Annotated in this window: 12 protein-coding genes; 8 read left to right on the top strand and 4 right to left on the bottom strand. The window is 72.9% G+C overall.

All coding sequences use genetic code 11. The features are described from left to right. Positions 1-145: 145 nt before the first annotated feature. On the top strand, positions 146-4,438 hold the full coding sequence (locus OG332_RS25570; RefSeq protein WP_327415674.1) for a golvesin C-terminal-like domain-containing protein: 4,293 nt from the start codon (positions 146-148) through the stop codon (positions 4,436-4,438). A gap of 75 nt (positions 4,439-4,513) precedes the next feature. On the opposite strand, the gene OG332_RS25565 is transcribed toward OG332_RS25570, so the two are convergent. Then, positions 4,514-5,071, bottom strand: a complete 558-nt coding sequence (locus tag OG332_RS25565; RefSeq protein WP_327415673.1) for an SMI1/KNR4 family protein — start codon at positions 5,069-5,071, stop codon at positions 4,514-4,516. A gap of 370 nt (positions 5,072-5,441) precedes the next feature. Next, a complete protein-coding gene (locus OG332_RS25560; protein WP_327415672.1) occupies positions 5,442-6,824 on the bottom strand; it encodes a COG1470 family protein in 1,383 nt (460 codons plus the stop codon). Between the two features lie 168 nt (positions 6,825-6,992). Here OG332_RS25560 and OG332_RS25555 point away from each other — a divergent pair, with 168 nt between their 5' ends. The 5 genes from OG332_RS25555 (at position 6,993) to OG332_RS25535 (ending at position 13,170) form a co-directional block, all read left to right on the top strand. Then, on the top strand, positions 6,993-7,664 hold the full coding sequence (locus OG332_RS25555; RefSeq protein ID WP_327415671.1) for a helix-turn-helix transcriptional regulator: 672 nt from the start codon (positions 6,993-6,995) through the stop codon (positions 7,662-7,664). A gap of 197 nt (positions 7,665-7,861) precedes the next feature. After that, on the top strand, positions 7,862-9,700 hold the full coding sequence (locus OG332_RS25550; RefSeq protein WP_327415670.1) for a putative baseplate assembly protein: 1,839 nt from the start codon (positions 7,862-7,864) through the stop codon (positions 9,698-9,700). Further along, a complete protein-coding gene (locus tag OG332_RS25545) occupies positions 9,697-10,269 on the top strand; it encodes a phage tail protein (protein ID WP_327415669.1) in 573 nt (190 codons plus the stop codon). The genes OG332_RS25550 and OG332_RS25545 overlap by 4 nt, the downstream gene beginning before the upstream one ends. Before the next feature lie 1,469 nt (positions 10,270-11,738). Continuing rightward, positions 11,739-12,536 (top strand): NADase-type glycan-binding domain-containing protein, encoded by a 798-nt coding sequence (locus OG332_RS25540; RefSeq protein ID WP_327415668.1) that lies wholly within the window; start codon positions 11,739-11,741, stop codon positions 12,534-12,536. 61 nt (positions 12,537-12,597) lie between these two features. Then, a complete protein-coding gene (locus OG332_RS25535) occupies positions 12,598-13,170 on the top strand; it encodes a GNAT family N-acetyltransferase (RefSeq protein ID WP_327415667.1) in 573 nt (190 codons plus the stop codon). Here OG332_RS25535 and OG332_RS25530 read toward each other — a convergent pair. Continuing rightward, positions 13,154-14,050 carry an NADP-dependent oxidoreductase gene (locus OG332_RS25530; RefSeq protein WP_327419368.1) on the bottom strand — a complete coding sequence of 299 codons (897 nt, stop codon included), beginning with the start codon at positions 14,048-14,050 and terminating at the stop codon, positions 13,154-13,156. The genes OG332_RS25535 and OG332_RS25530 overlap by 17 nt on opposite strands. Positions 14,051-14,197: 147 nt before the next feature. Between OG332_RS25530 and OG332_RS25525 the strand changes: the two genes are divergently transcribed. Both OG332_RS25525 and OG332_RS25520 read left to right on the top strand, forming a co-directional pair. Further along, positions 14,198-14,617 (top strand): winged helix-turn-helix transcriptional regulator, encoded by a 420-nt coding sequence (locus tag OG332_RS25525; RefSeq protein ID WP_327415666.1) that lies wholly within the window; start codon positions 14,198-14,200, stop codon positions 14,615-14,617. Between the two features lie 50 nt (positions 14,618-14,667). Then, positions 14,668-15,396, top strand: a complete 729-nt coding sequence (locus tag OG332_RS25520) for a Mut7-C RNAse domain-containing protein (protein ID WP_327415665.1) — start codon at positions 14,668-14,670, stop codon at positions 15,394-15,396. Positions 15,397-15,463: 67 nt separating this feature from the next. Here the strand turns inward: OG332_RS25520 and OG332_RS25515 are convergent, their stop codons facing one another. Further along, positions 15,464-15,946 carry a hypothetical protein gene (locus OG332_RS25515; protein ID WP_327415664.1) on the bottom strand — a complete coding sequence of 161 codons (483 nt, stop codon included), beginning with the start codon at positions 15,944-15,946 and terminating at the stop codon, positions 15,464-15,466. Positions 15,947-15,979: the final 33 nt, after the last annotated feature.

Genomic DNA, 15,979 nt, shown 5'->3' with positions numbered 1-15,979 from the left:
CGCGTCTCCGACGTGCCTGCATCCGGGCGGTCTTGCGCGGAGAGACCCCGTACAGGCCGACCAAGGAAGACCTTTGAGACATCGTGTGAGAAAACGCAGCGCATCAGCTGCGGCCCTCATCAGTACCGCACTCATATGCGGCCTGGTGCAGGGGCAGGCATGGGCCGACCCGGCGACGCGGCCGGAAGCCGCCGCCGCGGACCCCTCCCAGGTCGCGCCCGCCGACCGGGAGAAGGTCCTGGGCAAGGGATGGAAGGCCTCGACCGACCGGGCGTGGACCACCAGCGGTGACGCTGCCGGTTTCCATGTGCTGGTCACGGACCAGAAGGCCGGCTACGGCTGGCGTACGGCCGCGACGCTCGCCGAGCCGGGCTTCGACGCCGACATGTGGATCGGCAACGCCTGCGTCACCGGATCGGGCAAGCGGGCCGTGGTCGCCTACGCCCCGCGTACCTTCACCAACAAGCCCGAGCTGATGGCGCGGGGCGCGTTCACCGCAGTGGTGGACCTGGACTCCGGCGCCGTCACCAAGCTGGACCGGCAGGCCTCGCTCGCCTACTTCAGCCCGGGCTGCGGCACCGGCGAGAGCGCCGTCCTCACCCAGGCCGGAGGCGACACCAAGAACCAGACCCGGCTGCTGACCGTCGACGCCGCCGAGGCGAAGGTCAGCCGGACCACCGAGCTGACCGGCCAGGTCACCTCCGCCGTCCCGGTCGGCAAGGACATCGTCGCGGCGGACGCCGCCCGCCTCACCCGGATCGACGAACAAGGCCGCCGGACCGCCATCGCCCACACGGGACAGGTGCCCTTCGGACTCAAGGCCGACGCCGACGGCGGCCTCGTCTACCTGGACCGCCCCGCCGGCTCCACCGACAAGGGTGAGGTCAAGCGCATCAGCGCGGCCGACATCGCGCGCGGCAACGCCGACAAGACGAAGCAGAGCGTCCTGGCGCGCGGTGCGCTGACGAAGATGGACGTCTCCAGCAGCGCCGGCGGCGCCGTCGTCATCACCGGCGACACCCAGGCCGCGGACCCGCTGCCCAAGACGGTCCAGCGCCGCCCGGACGTGCCCAAGGAGTCCCAGGTCACCACCGGGGGCAAGGCCCTGGTCACCAAGGTGGCGACAGCCGGCGAGGGCGACCCGCGCAAGCAGGACCTCGCTGCCGAGCCGAAGAAGATCAGCCTCAAGGTCCTCGCCACGGGCAAGGACACGCAGTTCACCGTCACCCCGTCACTGACGGCCGAGAAGGCCGCCGCGGGCACGGCTCCCTCCCCGGCCCTGGCCCCGGCCGCACCGACGTCGGCCGCCCCGGCAGCGAAGTCGGCCCCGGCGCTCGCGGCGGCGCAGGCCGCCTCGGTCGCCGAGCCCGAGCGCTACTGCTCGGTGGCGCGCAACGACCCGGCCAAGCAGGCCATGCAGCCCAAGCCGCGCCAGGTGGAGTGGGCGGTCGACCAGATCGTCAACGGGACGCTCGACAAGAACGTCTCCCGGCCGGCGAACTGGAAGAACCTGGGGATGCCGGCGTACCAGCCGCAGACCCTGTTCCCGCGCCTGGGCCTCCACAGCGGTGGCCGGATCCCCGCGCAGGTGCTGCTGGGCATCACCGCCCAGGAATCCAACATGTGGCAGGCCTCCCGCGTCGTCGTCCCCGGCGTCACCGGCAACCCGCTGATCGGCAACTACTACGGCATCAAGTACGCCGCCAGCGGCCAGCAGACCGACCCGTGGGGCATCGACTGGGCCGAGGCCGACTGCGGGTACGGCGTCACCCAGATCACCGACGGCATGCGCATGCACGGCAAGGAGAAGACCGGCGAACTGCCCCTGACGACCCTGCAGCAGGAAGCCGCCGCACTCGACTACACCGCCAACATCGCCGCCGGCCAGCGCATCCTCGCCGACAAGTGGAACGTGACCACCGCGGACGGCCTGAAGGTCAACAACGGCGATCCCAAGTACATCGAGAACTGGTTCTTCGCCCTCTGGGCCTACAACTCCGGCTACTACCCCAAGGCGGCGGCCGCGAGCAACGGCGGCCTGTGGGGCGTGGGCTTCACCAACAACCCGGCCAACCCGCTCTGGAAGGCCAACCGCACGCCGTTCCTCGAGAGCCCGACCGGCGGGAACGACTACTCGCACGCCAAGCACCCCCAGGACTGGCCCTACCAGGAGAAGGTCCTCGGCTGGGCAGCCCGGCCCCTGGAGGCGATGGAATCCCCGGGCAAAATGGTCGCGGGCTTCCGCGAGGCCTGGTGGAACAGTCCCGCACTGCGCACCGCGGTCAAGCCGGCGGAGAGCCTGTTCTGCACCACGGCCAACAGCTGCGACCCGAGCAAGATCGGCCCGAACGACAAGAACGAGCCGGGTCTCGGCGCCTGCACCCGCGAGGACCTCAAGTGCTGGTGGAACCAGCCGGTCACGTGGAAGGACTGCACCACCAAGGCCGAGTGCGGCAACGAAATCATGCGCTTCAACGACACCTACAAGGAAGAGGCCGACGGCACCGCCTACCCGCCCAACTGCACCACCCAGGGCCTGCCCGCCAACGCACTCGTCGTCGACGACGTACCGGACGGCACCCCGATCCACCGGCCGGGCTGCTCCCGTCCGACGGCGAACAGCGGCACCTTCACCCTCGACTTCGCCACACCCAGCGCGAAGATCGACTTCCAGCAGCTCGGCGCCGGCTACGCCGGCAACTTCTGGTTCGCCCACACCCGCAAGAGCGGCGCCGAAGGCGACCGCATGAAGGTGACCGGCACCTGGAAGCTCAAGCAGGCCCTCGACAAGGAGGCCAAGGTCTACGTGCACCTGCCCGACCACGGTGCGCACACCAAGGTCGCCACGTACGAGATCAAGACCGCGAACGGCTGGCGGCAGAAGGTCGTCTCGCAGCCGGGCACCGGAAACCGCTGGGTGAACATCGGCACGTACCGCTTCAAGGGCGTCGTCCCCGAGGTGCGGCTGACCAGCATCACCTCGGACGGCACCGGAGACCAGGACATCGCTTACGACGCCGTCGCGTTCGAGCCGGGCACCTGGAACATGCTGCCGGAGATCGTGATCCCCGACGAGAACCCGAACGCCCCCGAGCACGACTTCGTCGACAACGACCGGCAGAAGCAGCCGAACCCGCAGGGGGTGCCGGCGCCGCTGAAGGCGCTCGGCAAGGCCCCGGGCGCGAACTTCCTGAAGGCCCCCGAGGAGTGCCGGGAGACCAGCGGCAAGGGAGTGCGGCAGTGCGTCACTCTCGACTACGACATCGGCAAGTACAAGGCGGGCATGCCGAAGGCGGCTCCCTCGATGCGTGCCGCGGCAGGCGCCGAGGATCCGCTCGTCTCCTGGTGCAACGACCCGAGCGTCACCGGCTACACCGTGACGCGCCGCGAGGGCTGCCACAAGCTGGCCGTCCTCACCCGGTGGGAGAAGGACGGGAAGACCATCGGAACGGCCGTCTTCATGGTCCGCGAAGAGACGGTGGTCAGTAACTCCAAGGACTTCCACCAGCGGATGTTCGTCAGCCCGATGTCCATCAGTCCCAACCTGGGGACGATCAAACTGGACTACTGGGACGCGCTCTGCACGACGAACTGCAGCAGTTCGCTGGACGGCGTCTGGAGCGGTGCCACCTCCTGGGCCCCCGTGGGGGACAGCCACTGGGCCATCGCGACCCGGAAGTACACCTGGACCAAGCCGACCGCCGGCACGTCCGAGGAGTTCGACCGTGGAACGGTCATGAAGTTCAGCGCCTCCTCCCCCGAGGTGGCCGGATCCGTGGTGACGAAGGAGCCGAGCTGGTCCTTCTTCGACCAGATCCAGTGCGACAACGGAATGGCCGTGGCCAACTCCACCGGCTGCGTGTTCGGCAAGCACATTCCCACCTGGACCGCGGACGACCAGAGGTTCCCGCCGGCGGCCGCCTACTACTGGATCATGCGGGAGAAGCTCCCCACGCATCCGGGCAGCAAGCGCCACGGCACGCCGATGCACCGCCTGAAGAACCCCGCCATGGCGAAGAAGAACCGGGAGACGATCTGCAACAAGAGCGGAGCGTTCGCCTGGAAGGCGCACGACGACGCCACACCCGACGCGAAGGGCAGCGTCCAGTGCGACGAGTTCCCCTTCGCGGCAAGCCAGGAGAGCGGTGGGTCCTTCCTGCCCATCGTCAACGGCGGCCCCTGCGTCCAGCTGTACGCGGAGAAGCACGACGACGGGAAGTGGCGGATCCACGAGGACGAGAGGGCCGACCCGCCGTCCTGGTCGGAGATCTGCGGCAGGGCCAGCATGCCCGGCAAGGACAACATGGACGCGGGACGCGGTCCGGGTCTGTCCGGGTTCTACACGAAGGCCCGTGTCCTGGACGGCGGGCCCTTCTACATGGAACTCCCGAGCTATGAGGGCTGCAACATGAGCGACATCTGCATTCCCCGCCCCTGACAGGTAGGCAACCGAACGGGACCGGGGTCCGGCCTGAGGCCGGGCCCCGGTCCCCTTTCCGTCTCCCGCGGGCGGTCAACGCCAGTCGACGTGGCGCGCCCCGTCCGCGTCCTCGATCACCTGGGGGTACACGTCCTGGCCGACCCCGTCGCGGACCGGGGTCCCGGTGGACAGCGCGTGGTGGGTGGCGGCGAACATCCCGGCCAGGCCGGACCAGCGCTTGACCCCCCACAGTTCCGCGTCCGCGTCGATCTCGAGCACCGCGCCGAAATCGGGACCCTCCCGGTGGTCGACGACCAGCTGGGTACCGACGTGCGTACCGGCGAGGGGGATCCATCTGACGTGGGCCACGCCCCCCACCACGAAGTCCACGTTGTCGTCCTCCAGGCTCCAGGCGATGGCCGACTCCATGTCGCGCTGCCCCAGCCTCATGCCTTCCGTGTCCAGGAGGAAGTAGCCACCGGGAAGGAAGCCGCCCGGCCCGACGAACGCCCGGCCGGCGCGGACCCCGTTGTGCAGTGACAGCCATGTCCGCAGATCGGCGTGCAGGGCGAACCTGTTCTCCGCGATCGCGGCGATCTCCAGCGGCGTGGCCGGCGGGTTGAGTCGCGCGTGGTCTCCGGGAGCGTTCACCTCAAGCCATCGGGCAAGGAGCCCCACCGAGGTTTCCAGGTCCATCTCATCCCCGCCCTTCAGTGGGCACCGGTCTCCGATCGCGCTCCGATCCTAGCCTCGCGCCCCCTCTGCGGGCCGGCGCAGGCTGCCCGGGTCCCCTTCCCCTGACCCGGGCTCGGGACATAGTCGAAAACAGGCCATCTTTGGCGCTTCGTCAACTGGTGCCCTGCGTACCGGGGTTAACCGTTCCAGGCACTGCAGAAATGAAAGCGCGCGGTAGCGAGGAGAACGTCCGTTCGCTACCCGGGAGTACCGATTTCCGGACGCCGGGGCAAAGGCACCCTTTGCCCCGGCGTGCAACCTGACCGAGGATGTCCGTGCCGCTCGGTCACCGGAGGTCGCTCAGCACTCCGCTCACATTGAGTACCTCGTGACACTCCTGCGCCTGACGGCCGGTGGCCGGGGTGCCCGGCTTCGCACAGGTCACCTGGACGGTCACAGTCTGGCTCTCGGTGATGCTGATGGGGGTGACCCAGTGGTAGTCCTGGTTGCGGAACGTCTCCAGCGCGATCGTGGTGATCTTTCGGTCGCCGAAGTCGATGGTCACCACTCCTTCGTCGCCCTGGAAGTTCGCGACGACGACGTCCGTGATCCCGAAGGCCTTGCCCGCGGGCACCGTGTAGGTACCGGTCTTGGCCTGCCCACCGGCGGTCTGCAGGTCGATGGTGGCCGAGCTCTGCTGCCCGCCGGATCCCGTACCGCCGCCTCCGCCCCCGGCTCCCGTACCCGTACCGGTTCCCGTACCGGCTCCGCCCGCGCCGGGCTGGGTGCCCTTGCCCGCGCCGCCCGGCTGCTTGCCGTCGCCGGTCACCGGGGCCTGCCCGTTCAGGTCCGCACTGGGCGTCGGCTTCTTCTGGACCGCCTCGTCGGCGGCCTCCTTGGCCGTGCTGCGCACGGCCGGACGCACCAGGAGGAACCAGGCGAGCAGCAGCGCGAGCAGAGCGGCCAGTACCGCGAGCAGCCACGTCGGGAAGATCGGGATCTGGACGAACTCCGCGTCCAGCGGCGCCCGGACGGGGTCCGGCTCCGGCCGCTCCCGGCCGTCCTCACCGCCGCCGCCCCCGGCACTGTCACCGGCTTCGGCCTCGACTTCGGCCACTTCCACGGTGAACGGCCAGGTCACCGGCGCCCCGAACCACACCGGCTTGCCGGTGCGGACCCGCAGCACCACCTCCGCCGACTCCCCCGGCTCCAGCTTCAGCACCGCGGGGGTGAAGGCGAACTTCAGCTCCTCTCCCGGCTGGGCGGGCGTGAAGCCCAGCTGTACGGGGCAGTTGCCCTCGTTGCGCACGGCCAGTCGATAACGTCCGCGCAGCCAGCCGCGGCGCCGTTTGGGAGCGCTCTCAGCACGAAGTTCCCGGAATGCGCCGATATGCACGGTGGTTTCGGGGACCCGCACGGCCTCCGGCTGCTCGGTGGGCAGCACGCGCACGGCGAGCGGCACGTCCCCCGCCCGTACCTGCGGCGAACGGGGCGGCGCCAGACGGATCGTCACCGTTTCCGAGGTGCCGGGGTAGAGGGAGACCCGCTCGGGTTCCACCGTGGTCCAGGCAGCGCAGTCACCGACGACCTCCAGGCGGTACGCCTCGACGATGTCGCTGTCGTTGCGGACGGTCAGGCTGGTGGATGCGGTACCGCCCGGCGTCACCGACACCGGCGGGATGTCGAGGCCGGGCGCGCCAGGGCTGGAAGAGGCTGCTGAGGATATCACGCCTCGACGCTACGCCGCCGCCTCGGCCGCTCCCACGGACGCGAGGGCAACGCCCCGGGCAACCCAGATGCCCCCACAGACGCTCCTCAACTACGGGCACCCAACCCCTTGTTGACCATTCCACCCCATCCGTGGCCCCACATACGCATCATGGAACAGGTACGACACATGACCCAGCCTGAGAACTACGGAACCGCCTCCTCATCCGGCGCCGGCGAACGGGTCACCGTGGCCGTGTACGCACCGGACCCGGTCCTGCACGTCGGAGTCGTCCACCAGTTGCGCCAGCGGCGCGAGATCGAACTCGTCGACGTCGCCGACGCCGACGGCGCGCAGGTGTCGCTCGTCGCCGTGGACAGCGTGGACGACGAGACGGCCGCCCTGCTGTACCGGCTGCGGCACAACTCCGGCACCCGCACCGGGCTCGTGGTCGGCACGTTCGAATCCGGGGACGCCTTGCAGCGCGCCATCGAATGCGGGGTCACCGCGGTGCTGCGGCGCAGCGAGGCCGACCAGGACCGGCTCCTGCGCCTGGTCCTGGCGATAGCCAACGGCGAGGGCGTGCTGCCCGGCGACCTGCTCGCGAAACTCCTCGACCACGTGGGCAGCCTGCAGCGTTCGCCCCTCGACCCGCACGCCGTGTCCCTGTCCACCCTCACCTCGCGCGAGGCCGACATGCTGCGCCTGGTGTCGGAGGGCCTGGACACCTCGGAGATCGCGCGCAAGACCTCGTACTCCGAACGGACCGTCAAGAACGTGCTGCACGAGATCATCACTCGGCTGCACCTGCGCAACCGCACGCATGCGGTCGGCTACGCCCTGCGCAACGGGCTGATCTGAGCGCACGTCGGGGAGCCGGCGCGTACGGGCGAGCCCGTCGGCCCGGGCGGCCGCACTCCCCGCTGCCCGAAAGCGCACCGGGCACTTCCCCCGGGTGCGGCCCCACGGCCCTGCCGGCCGCACGCACCGGGCCGCAAGGTGGCGGGGTCATACGTGAATGCTGTACCGGACTGTGAGGTGGACCGTGATGGGCACGGGTGGCTCCGGCAGTCGTCGACGCCGCTGGGGGAGGGCCGGCGCACCGCTGCTGCTACTGGTGCTACCTGGCGTTCCTCGACCTGTTAGACATCCAGCTGTACCCGCCCTCGGCCGCCGCCGCCGACGTCGACTTCTGGCTGTCGGCTCCACAGCCCGACACCGTGACGCTGCCCGCGGGCACCGAGGTGACCACCGCCGCCGGCGAGACCGAGGAGGCCGTGGTCTTCGCGACCGCCGACGACCTGCGGATCGTGCCCAGCGAGTTGACGCGCCTGGTCACCGCGCCCCGCACCGGCGACCAGACCGACCGGACCGGTGCGCTCGCCGAGAGCCGCGACATACCGTGCTTCCAGGCGACCCCCGAGCCCGGCGACGCTCTCCTGTTCGGCCTGCCGACGGCGGTACCGCGCTGCGTGGTCGCGGTCCGCCTCGACAGCCGCGTCGAGGGCGTCGGTGTCGACCCGCGCCAGCCCCCGCTGGTGTGGGAGGCGTGGGACGGCGGCCGGTGGCAGCGCTGCGAGACCGACTCCGACAGCACCGGCGGCCTCAACCGGCCCGGTGAGGTCATCGTGTACGTCCCCGCCGGGCACACCGCATCGCTGATCAGCGGCACCCGCGCGGGCTGGCTGCGCTGCCGTGTCACCGAGCCCGAGCCCGGCCAGCCGTTCTACTCGGAGTCCCCGACCGTCCGCGAGGCCGCCGTCTTCACCGTCGGCGGCACGATGACCGTGGAGCACGCCGAGCGGGTGACCGACGTACCGCTCGGCGCGTCGGAGGGGGTGGCCGGCCAGACCTTCCGGCTCGGCCGCCCGCCCGTGCTGCTCGACGGGGAACCCCCGGTGGTGGAGGTGTCCTCCCCCGAGGGATGGCAGCGCTGGGACGTGGTGGAGCACTTCGGCCGTTCGGCGCCCGCGGACCGGCACGTCCGCGTGAACGCCACCACCGGCGAGTTCTCGTTCCCGCCGGTGCTGCGCGAAGCCGACGGCAGCCTGCGCCCCTGCGGCGCCGTACCGCCCAAGGGATCCCAGGTCCGCGTGGCCCGCTACCGCACCGGGGGCGGCCCGGCGGGCAACGTCTCCCGCGGCGCGATCTCCGTACTGCGCAGCTCCGTCCCCTACGTCGCCCGGGTCACCAACCGGGAGGCGGCGCGCGGCGGCGTCGCCGGGGAGACCATCGACAACGCCAAGCTGAGGGCGCCGGAGACGCTGCGCATGCAGGAGCGCGCGGTGACCGCCGAGGACTACGAGATCATCGCCCGCCAGGCGGCGCCCTCGGTGCGCCGGGTCCGCTGCCTGCCCGCCACGGACGGCTCCGGCGGCGCGGGCGCGGTACGCGTCCTGGTGGTGCCGGACGCGGTGGCCGACGAGGGCGACGACCGGCTCCGCTTCGAGCAGCTGATCCCCTCCGACCAGATGCTCACCGCGATCACCACCACCCTCGACGAACGGCGCCTGATCGGCACGCGCCTCGTCGTGGAGCCGCCCGTCTACCAGGGCGTCACCGTGGTCGCCCGGCTGTCGGCACCCGCCGCGGACGCCGACCGGGTGCGCGAGGCGGCGCTCGCCGCGCTGTTCCGCCATCTCAACCCCTTGCACGGCGGACCCGACGGCGCCGGCTGGCCGTTCGGGCGGCCTGTCCAGTACGGCGAGGTGTTCGGCGTACTGCAACGCGCCATCGGGGACGTCCTGGTGGAGGACATCCGGATGTTCGCCGCCGACCCGATCACCGGACGGCGCGGCGCCCCCGTCGACCGGATCGACATCGGAGCCGGCGCGCTCGTCTTCTCCTACCAGCACCAGGTGGTCGTGACGGAGCCGGAGACGGGGGTGTACGGATGAGCCGCGCCGCCGTCCCCGGCCTGCCCAGCCGGCACCCGATCGGCGAGCAACTCCCCGCGCTGTACGCCGAGGACGACTTCGCCCAGCGGTTCACGGCGGGCCTGGACACCGTCCTGGCCCCGGTGTTCACGACCCTCGACAACCTGCCCTCCTACTTCGACCCCCGGCTGGCCCCCGCCGACTTCCTGTCCTGGCTGGCCTCCTGGGTGGGCGGCATCGACGACCCCCGGTGGCCGACCGGACTGCGGCGCGAGGCGGTGGCGCGCGCGGTGGAACTGCACCGCCGGCGCGGCACCCGGCGCGGCCTGACCGAGGCCCTGCGCCTGGTCCTGGGCGTGTCCGCCGAGGTCAGCGGGGACGGCGGGGCCACCTGGTCCCGTACGGCGGGCGCGGATCTGCCCCCTCCCCCGGCCGACGAGGTCCTGATCCGGGTGTGGCCGCACCGCGAGGGTGCGGCGTACGCAGTGGACGCGGACCGGGTCCGCGCGCTCGTCCGCACCCTGTGCCCCGTCCACACGGTCTGCCGGGTCGAGGTCCTGCCGGGACCGCCCGGGGGTGAGGGAAGGTGACGACGATGCGTGCGTGTCCCGTGTGCGGGGCGTCCAACGGCGCTACGGACGACTTCTGCGGCAACTGCGGCGCCTACCTGGGCTGGTCGGACTCCACCCCCACACGACGCTCGTCCGGCCCGGCCGAAGCAGCACCGACGCCCACCGCGGGTCCGTGGGACGGCGCCCTTGAGAACCCGCCCCAGAGCGGCACGGCACCCCGGGAGGCCACGACCCAAGGGGGCACGGCCCGGGAACGGGCGGGCGCCCGACCGACCGCCGGGGCGGACTCGCCCCCGCCCGCGCCCGCCGCCGCGGAGGCCACCCCGCCCGCGCCCGCCCACACGGAGCCGGCCCCGCCTGCGCCCGCCACCGTGCCGTCCCACCCGCCTGCGCCCGCCCCTGCGGAGCCGGCCCCGTCCGCGTCCGCGTCCGCGTCCGCCGAGGCGCAATCCCCCCGGCCCACACCCGCGGACGCGGATCACCGGCCCCCCTCCGGACCACCCAGCGGTTCCGCCCCGTCCGCACCCTCCAGCGGCCTGTCCACCCCGCCCACGACGACCGACGCAGAGCGACAGCCCTCTACAGGGCTGCGTAACGGGTCGATCCCGTCCACACCCTCCGGCGCGGAGCCGGCCCCGCCCACACCCGCCGACACGGATCAGCGGCCCCCCTCCGGACCGCTCAGTGGTTCCACCCCGTCCGCGCCCGCCGGCGGGGAACCACCCCACCCCACACCCACCGGCGCGCAACCGGCCCCGCCCACGACGGACGACACAGACCGGCAGCCCCCGAGCGAGCCGCGCAACCGGTCCACCCCGTCCGCACCTTCCGGGGCGCAGCCGCCCCAACCCGCACCCACCGGCACGCAGTCCGCCCCGCCCGCCACGGACGACACAGACCGGCAGCCCCCGAGCGAGCCGCGCAACCGGTCCACCCCGTCCGCACCCTCCGGCGCGGAACCACCCCACCCCGCACCCACCGGCACGCAGTCCGCCCCGCCCGCCACGGACGACACAGACCGGCAGCCCCCGAGCGAGCCGCGCAACCGGTCCACCCCGTCCGCACCCTCCGGCGCGGAACCACCCCACCCCACACCCACCGGCACGCAACCGGCCCCGCCCACACCCGCCGACACGGATCAGCGGCCCCCCTCCGGACCACGCAGTGGGTCCACCCCGTCCGCGCCCGCCCGCGCGGGTCGGTGGCTGTCCTGGCTGCGTGGGCGGTCCAACGCGTCCGCGCCCGCCGCCTCGGAGTCCGGCCCGTCCGGCCCGTCCGACCCGTCGGAGCCCGGACTGCCGGAGGACCGGGCCGGCGGTGGGGCGCGCGGGTCGCAAGCGCCGGCCGCGCCCCGGCCCGCCTCCGGCCCCGCGACACCGCCCCCGGCACCCCCCGCGCGGCCCCCCGCCGCTCCGCCCGCCGCCAGGCGACCCGCCGCTCCCGAGCCCGTAGCGCCGCAGGCACCCGCACCCGCACCCGCACCCGCCGTGGCGCCGCAGGCACCGGCCTCGCCCCAGCCCGTCCGCCCCGCGAAGGCCGTCGCGCCGCGCCCGGTCGTGCGTCCCGTCGCGGTGAGCGACGACGTGGCCGGCGTGCCCTGCCCCGCCTGCGGCACGCCCAACCCGCCGGACCGCCGCTTCTGCCGCCGCTGCGCGGCTCCGCTGACACCCACCACCGCACCGGCTCCCCTGCCGTGGTGGCGGACGATCTGGCCGTTCCGCCGCCGCACCCGCGCCGGCTCGGGCCGGATGGTGCGCTTCCTGGTCGTCCTGGCCGTCGTGCTGGCCCTGTGCGCGGGCGGCTTCCTGCTGCTGCCGGCCGGACGGCACCTGATCGAGGACACCCGCGACAAGCTCGGCAAGGCCAAGGCGGTGACCGCCACCCGCGTCGAGGCGAGCGCCGAGGTGCCCGGACATCCGGTGGGCGACGGCACGGACGGGCTCAGCAACCGCTACTGGGGCGCGCCCGGCCCCGGTGCCTCGGTGACGTACACCTTCGCCAAGCCGTTCCGCCTGGTCGACGTGATCATCACCAACGGTGCCTCGTCATCGCCCGAGGAGTACGCGAAGCAGGCGCGGGCGCTCCAGATCGACATGGAGGTGACGGCGCGGGACGGACGGAAGGTCCACAAGAAGCTCGCCCTGAGCGACAAGCCCGGCCCCCAGACGTTCCCCACCGGCATCAGCGACGTCACGACGATCCGCCTGACCCTCGACACACCCGCCGGGTCGGCCCCGGACCGCCATCTCGCCCTGGCGGAGGTGGAGTTCTTCCAGCGGGGCTGAGTGCCCCGGTGGTCGACGCGACGTCCCGACGCCTTCCTCCGCACCGGAGTAGCGTGTCGGGATGGAGACACACGTACGGTTGGAGCCGTGGGGTGACGGGGACTTCTGGCTGCTGGAGCGCGCGAACGAACCAGTGATGACCGGGCATCTCGGCGGGCCGGAGACGCCGGAGAAGCTCGCCGACCGGCAGCGCCGGTACGAGGCGCTGAGCGCGCGCGAGCCGTCCGCCGGGCGAATGTTCCGGGTGGTGCCGGAGCCCTCCGGCGAGAGCGCCGGCACCATCGGCTTCTGGGAGCGGGAGTGGCGGGGCGAGCCGGTCTACGAGGCCGGCTGGGGCGTGCTGCCCGAGTTCCAGGGCCGGGGGCTGGCGGTGGCGGCGCTCACGGAGCTCCTGGCCTACGTCCGCACCCACGGCACCCGCGACAGCGTCCACGCCTTCCCGGGGACGGACCACCCGGATTCCAACGCCGTCTGCCGGCGGGCGGGGTTCGAGTGCCTGGGAGAGGTCGACTTCGAGTACCCGCCCGGCGTGCCCCACCCGAGTCGCGACTGGCGCTACCGGGTGGGGCCGCGGCGCGGGACCACACCGTCCGGCGGGACCGCCTCGTCGGCCGGGATCACGCCGTCAGGATGATGCGGCCGCGGACCCCCGGGGTCGCGAGGCGGTCGTGCGCCTTCGGCGCGTCGGCGAGGGGGAAGGCGTCCGCCACCCGGAGCGTGAGCTCGCCCGCGTCCACCAGGGACACCAGGCGGGCCAGGCGCTCCCCGTCCGCTGCGACCTCCTGCTCCTCGACCCGGATCCCGCGCTCCGCGGCCGGGGCCGCGCCCGGGATCACGCCGACGTAGACCCCGCCGTCGCGGACGAACCCCAGCGCGGGCTCCCCCAGGACGGCCGTGTCCAGGACCCCGTCCACCGGCCCGGCCGGAGCCCCGCCGCGCGGGACGAAGGCGGCCGCGCCCAGGGACCGTACGAAGTCCTCGTCCCCGTCGCCCGCCAGGGCCGTCACCACCAGGCCGGCCCGCGCCGCGAGCTGCACCGCGAGCCCGCCGACCACGCCCGCCGCGCCGGTGACGAGCACCGAGGCGCCGGGGGCGAGCCCCAGCAGGTCCACCGCGCGGGCCGCGGTGAGCCCGGCCAGCGGCAGCCCCGCCGCGGCCACGGCGTCCACCGTGGCCGGCGCGGCCACCACGGCGGTGGCGTCGAGCACCGCGAACTCCGCGTGCGTGCCCAGCGGCTTCACCGTCCCGTAGTGCAGCCCCACGACCCGGTCGCCTCGGCTGTGGCCGGTCACCTCCGCACCCACCTCGTCGATCTCGCCGGCCACGTCCCAGCCGAGGCCGAGCCGCTGCCCGGCGCCGCCGAAGACACCGGCGCGGACCGCGCCGTCCACCGGGTTGACCCCGGCGGCCCGGACCCGGATCCGGACCTGGCCCGCCGCCGGCCGCGGCACCGGGACCTCGGCCAGCTCGACCCGCTCCGGCCCGCCGAACTCGTTCACCACGACCGCCAGCATCGTCCGCTCGTCACTCATGTCGCCATCTCCCCTTGTCCGTCGAGGTGTTCCCGATGGCCACTAACCTAGGGAGAGGTACTCTCTTTCCGTAAGTACGCACTCCAAAGTGCGTACCCGACCCCGAAGTGACCTGAAGTGGGAGACCGCATGGCCGCCAGCACCGCCGCAGCCCGTCGCACGGAAGCCCGCGCCGGCTACGACGCCTTCCTCAAGGAGTGCCCCACCGGCCAGCTCCTGGCCCGCATCAGCGACAAGTGGGTCGGCCTCATCGTCAGCGCCCTCGCCCAGGCCGACGACCGGTCCCTGCGCTACAGCGACCTCGGCCGCAAGATCCCCGGCGTCAGCCAGAAGATGCTCACCCAGACCCTCCGCTCCCTCGAACGCGACGGCCTCGTCAGCCGCACCGTCACCCCCACCGTCCCCGTCCGCGTCGACTACCGGCTCACCGACCTCGGCAGCAGCCTCAGCTGCCTCCTCTCCTCCGTGAAGCTCTGGGCCGAGAACCACTTCGACGAGGTCAGCGCCCACCGCGACACCTACGACCAGGCCGCCGCCACATCCGCCTGACCTCCCTAAATGGGCGGCGGCCGGTGCCCCGGAAATGGCATGCTGGCAGGGTGAACGGACCCGGCATTCAGCTCACCCTCGCCCCAGAACTGCGCCTCTTCGCCCCGCCCAGCCGGCGCGCCGAACGCGTACCGACCACGACCGACGGCGCCTCCAGCCTCGGCCACGTCGTCGAGTCGGCCGGCGTCCCGCTCACCGAAGTCGGCCGCCTCCTCGTCGACGGCCACGAAGTGCCCGTCTCGTACGTCCCCCAAGACGGCCAGAACGTAGAGGTGTTCGGCGTCGACCGGCCCCAACGGATCCCCGGCGCCCCGCTCCGCTTCCTCCTCGACGTCCACCTCGGCACCCTCGCCCGCCGCCTGCGCCTGCTCGGCGTCGACGCCGCCTACGAGAACGAGGACATCGGCGACCCCGCCCTCGCCACCCGCTCCGCCGCCGAGCAGCGCGTCCTGCTCTCCCGCGACCGCGGACTGCTGCGCCGCCGCGAGCTGTTCGCCGGCGCGTACGTCTACAGCGACAACCCCGACCAGCAACTGCGCGACGTCCTTGGCCGGTTCGCGCCCGTCCTCGCGCCGTGGACCCGCTGCACCGCGTGCAACGGCCCGCTCCACGAGGCCGACAAGGAGAGCGTCGGCGACCGACTCGAACACGGCACGCACCGCTCCTACGACGTGTTCGCGCAGTGCACCGAATGCGAGCGCGTCTACTGGCGCGGAGCCCACCACGCCCGCCTGGAGCGGATCGTCGACGAGGCCCTCGTCGAATTCGGCACCACCTGACCCGACCGGTCACGGGCACGGGCACGACGCAGCACGCGCGCGACGCAACACGCGCGCGGGTCAGCCGCTAGAAGGCGTACGCGTCACCCGTGTCCAGGGCCAGCACCACGTGCTCGTTGTTCACGTGGTTCCGGTCCGTCGCACCGCCGTTCCACCACGTGTCGACCCGCACCACCACCTCCGGCACCCGCTCCCGCAGCGCCAGCGCCAGCCCGATGTGCCGGCCCCGCCCGTGCAGCGGCAGCGGGCCCGTCTCGCACACCACCTCGCGCAGACCGGCCCGCGCGCAGCCCTCCGCCAGCTCCTGCCGGTCCGCGAGCTCGGCCGACAGCCGCACCCGCAGCGTCGCGTTCGCCAGCGCGGCCGGCCCGTCGTTCTCCGGGACCAGCCAGATCCGCAGGTGCGCCCCTGCCAGGTGGACCCGGCCGTGGTACGCCACGTCGGCCTCCGGCCCGGCCGAGGCCGAGGCCCACCCGGGCGGCGCACCCGCACCCGTACCCAGCGCCAGCAACCCCGCCACCACCACACTCCGTACGGCACCACGGCGCACCGCCACCACCTCCTCGCGCGGAGGCTAGCCGCC

This window comes from Streptomyces sp. NBC_01233, assembly GCF_035989305.1.
GTDB lineage: Bacteria > Actinomycetota > Actinomycetes > Streptomycetales > Streptomycetaceae > Streptomyces.
The sequence above is the reverse complement of the archived record's forward strand: the minus strand, read 5'-3'. Positions and strand labels throughout refer to the sequence as shown.

Excerpts from the sequence above, each read along its gene's own strand:
- OG332_RS25555 (WP_327415671.1), top strand. The coding sequence starts at position 6,993 with ATGACCCAGCCTGAGAACTACGGAACCGCCTCCTCATCCGGCGCCGGC.
- OG332_RS25545 (WP_327415669.1), top strand. The coding sequence starts at position 9,697 with ATGAGCCGCGCCGCCGTCCCCGGCCTGCCCAGCCGGCACCCGATCGGC.
- OG332_RS25535 (WP_327415667.1), top strand. The coding sequence starts at position 12,598 with ATGGAGACACACGTACGGTTGGAGCCGTGGGGTGACGGGGACTTCTGG.
- OG332_RS25530 (WP_327419368.1), bottom strand. The coding sequence starts at position 14,050 with ATGCTGGCGGTCGTGGTGAACGAGTTCGGCGGGCCGGAGCGGGTCGAG.
- OG332_RS25525 (WP_327415666.1), top strand. The coding sequence starts at position 14,198 with ATGGCCGCCAGCACCGCCGCAGCCCGTCGCACGGAAGCCCGCGCCGGC.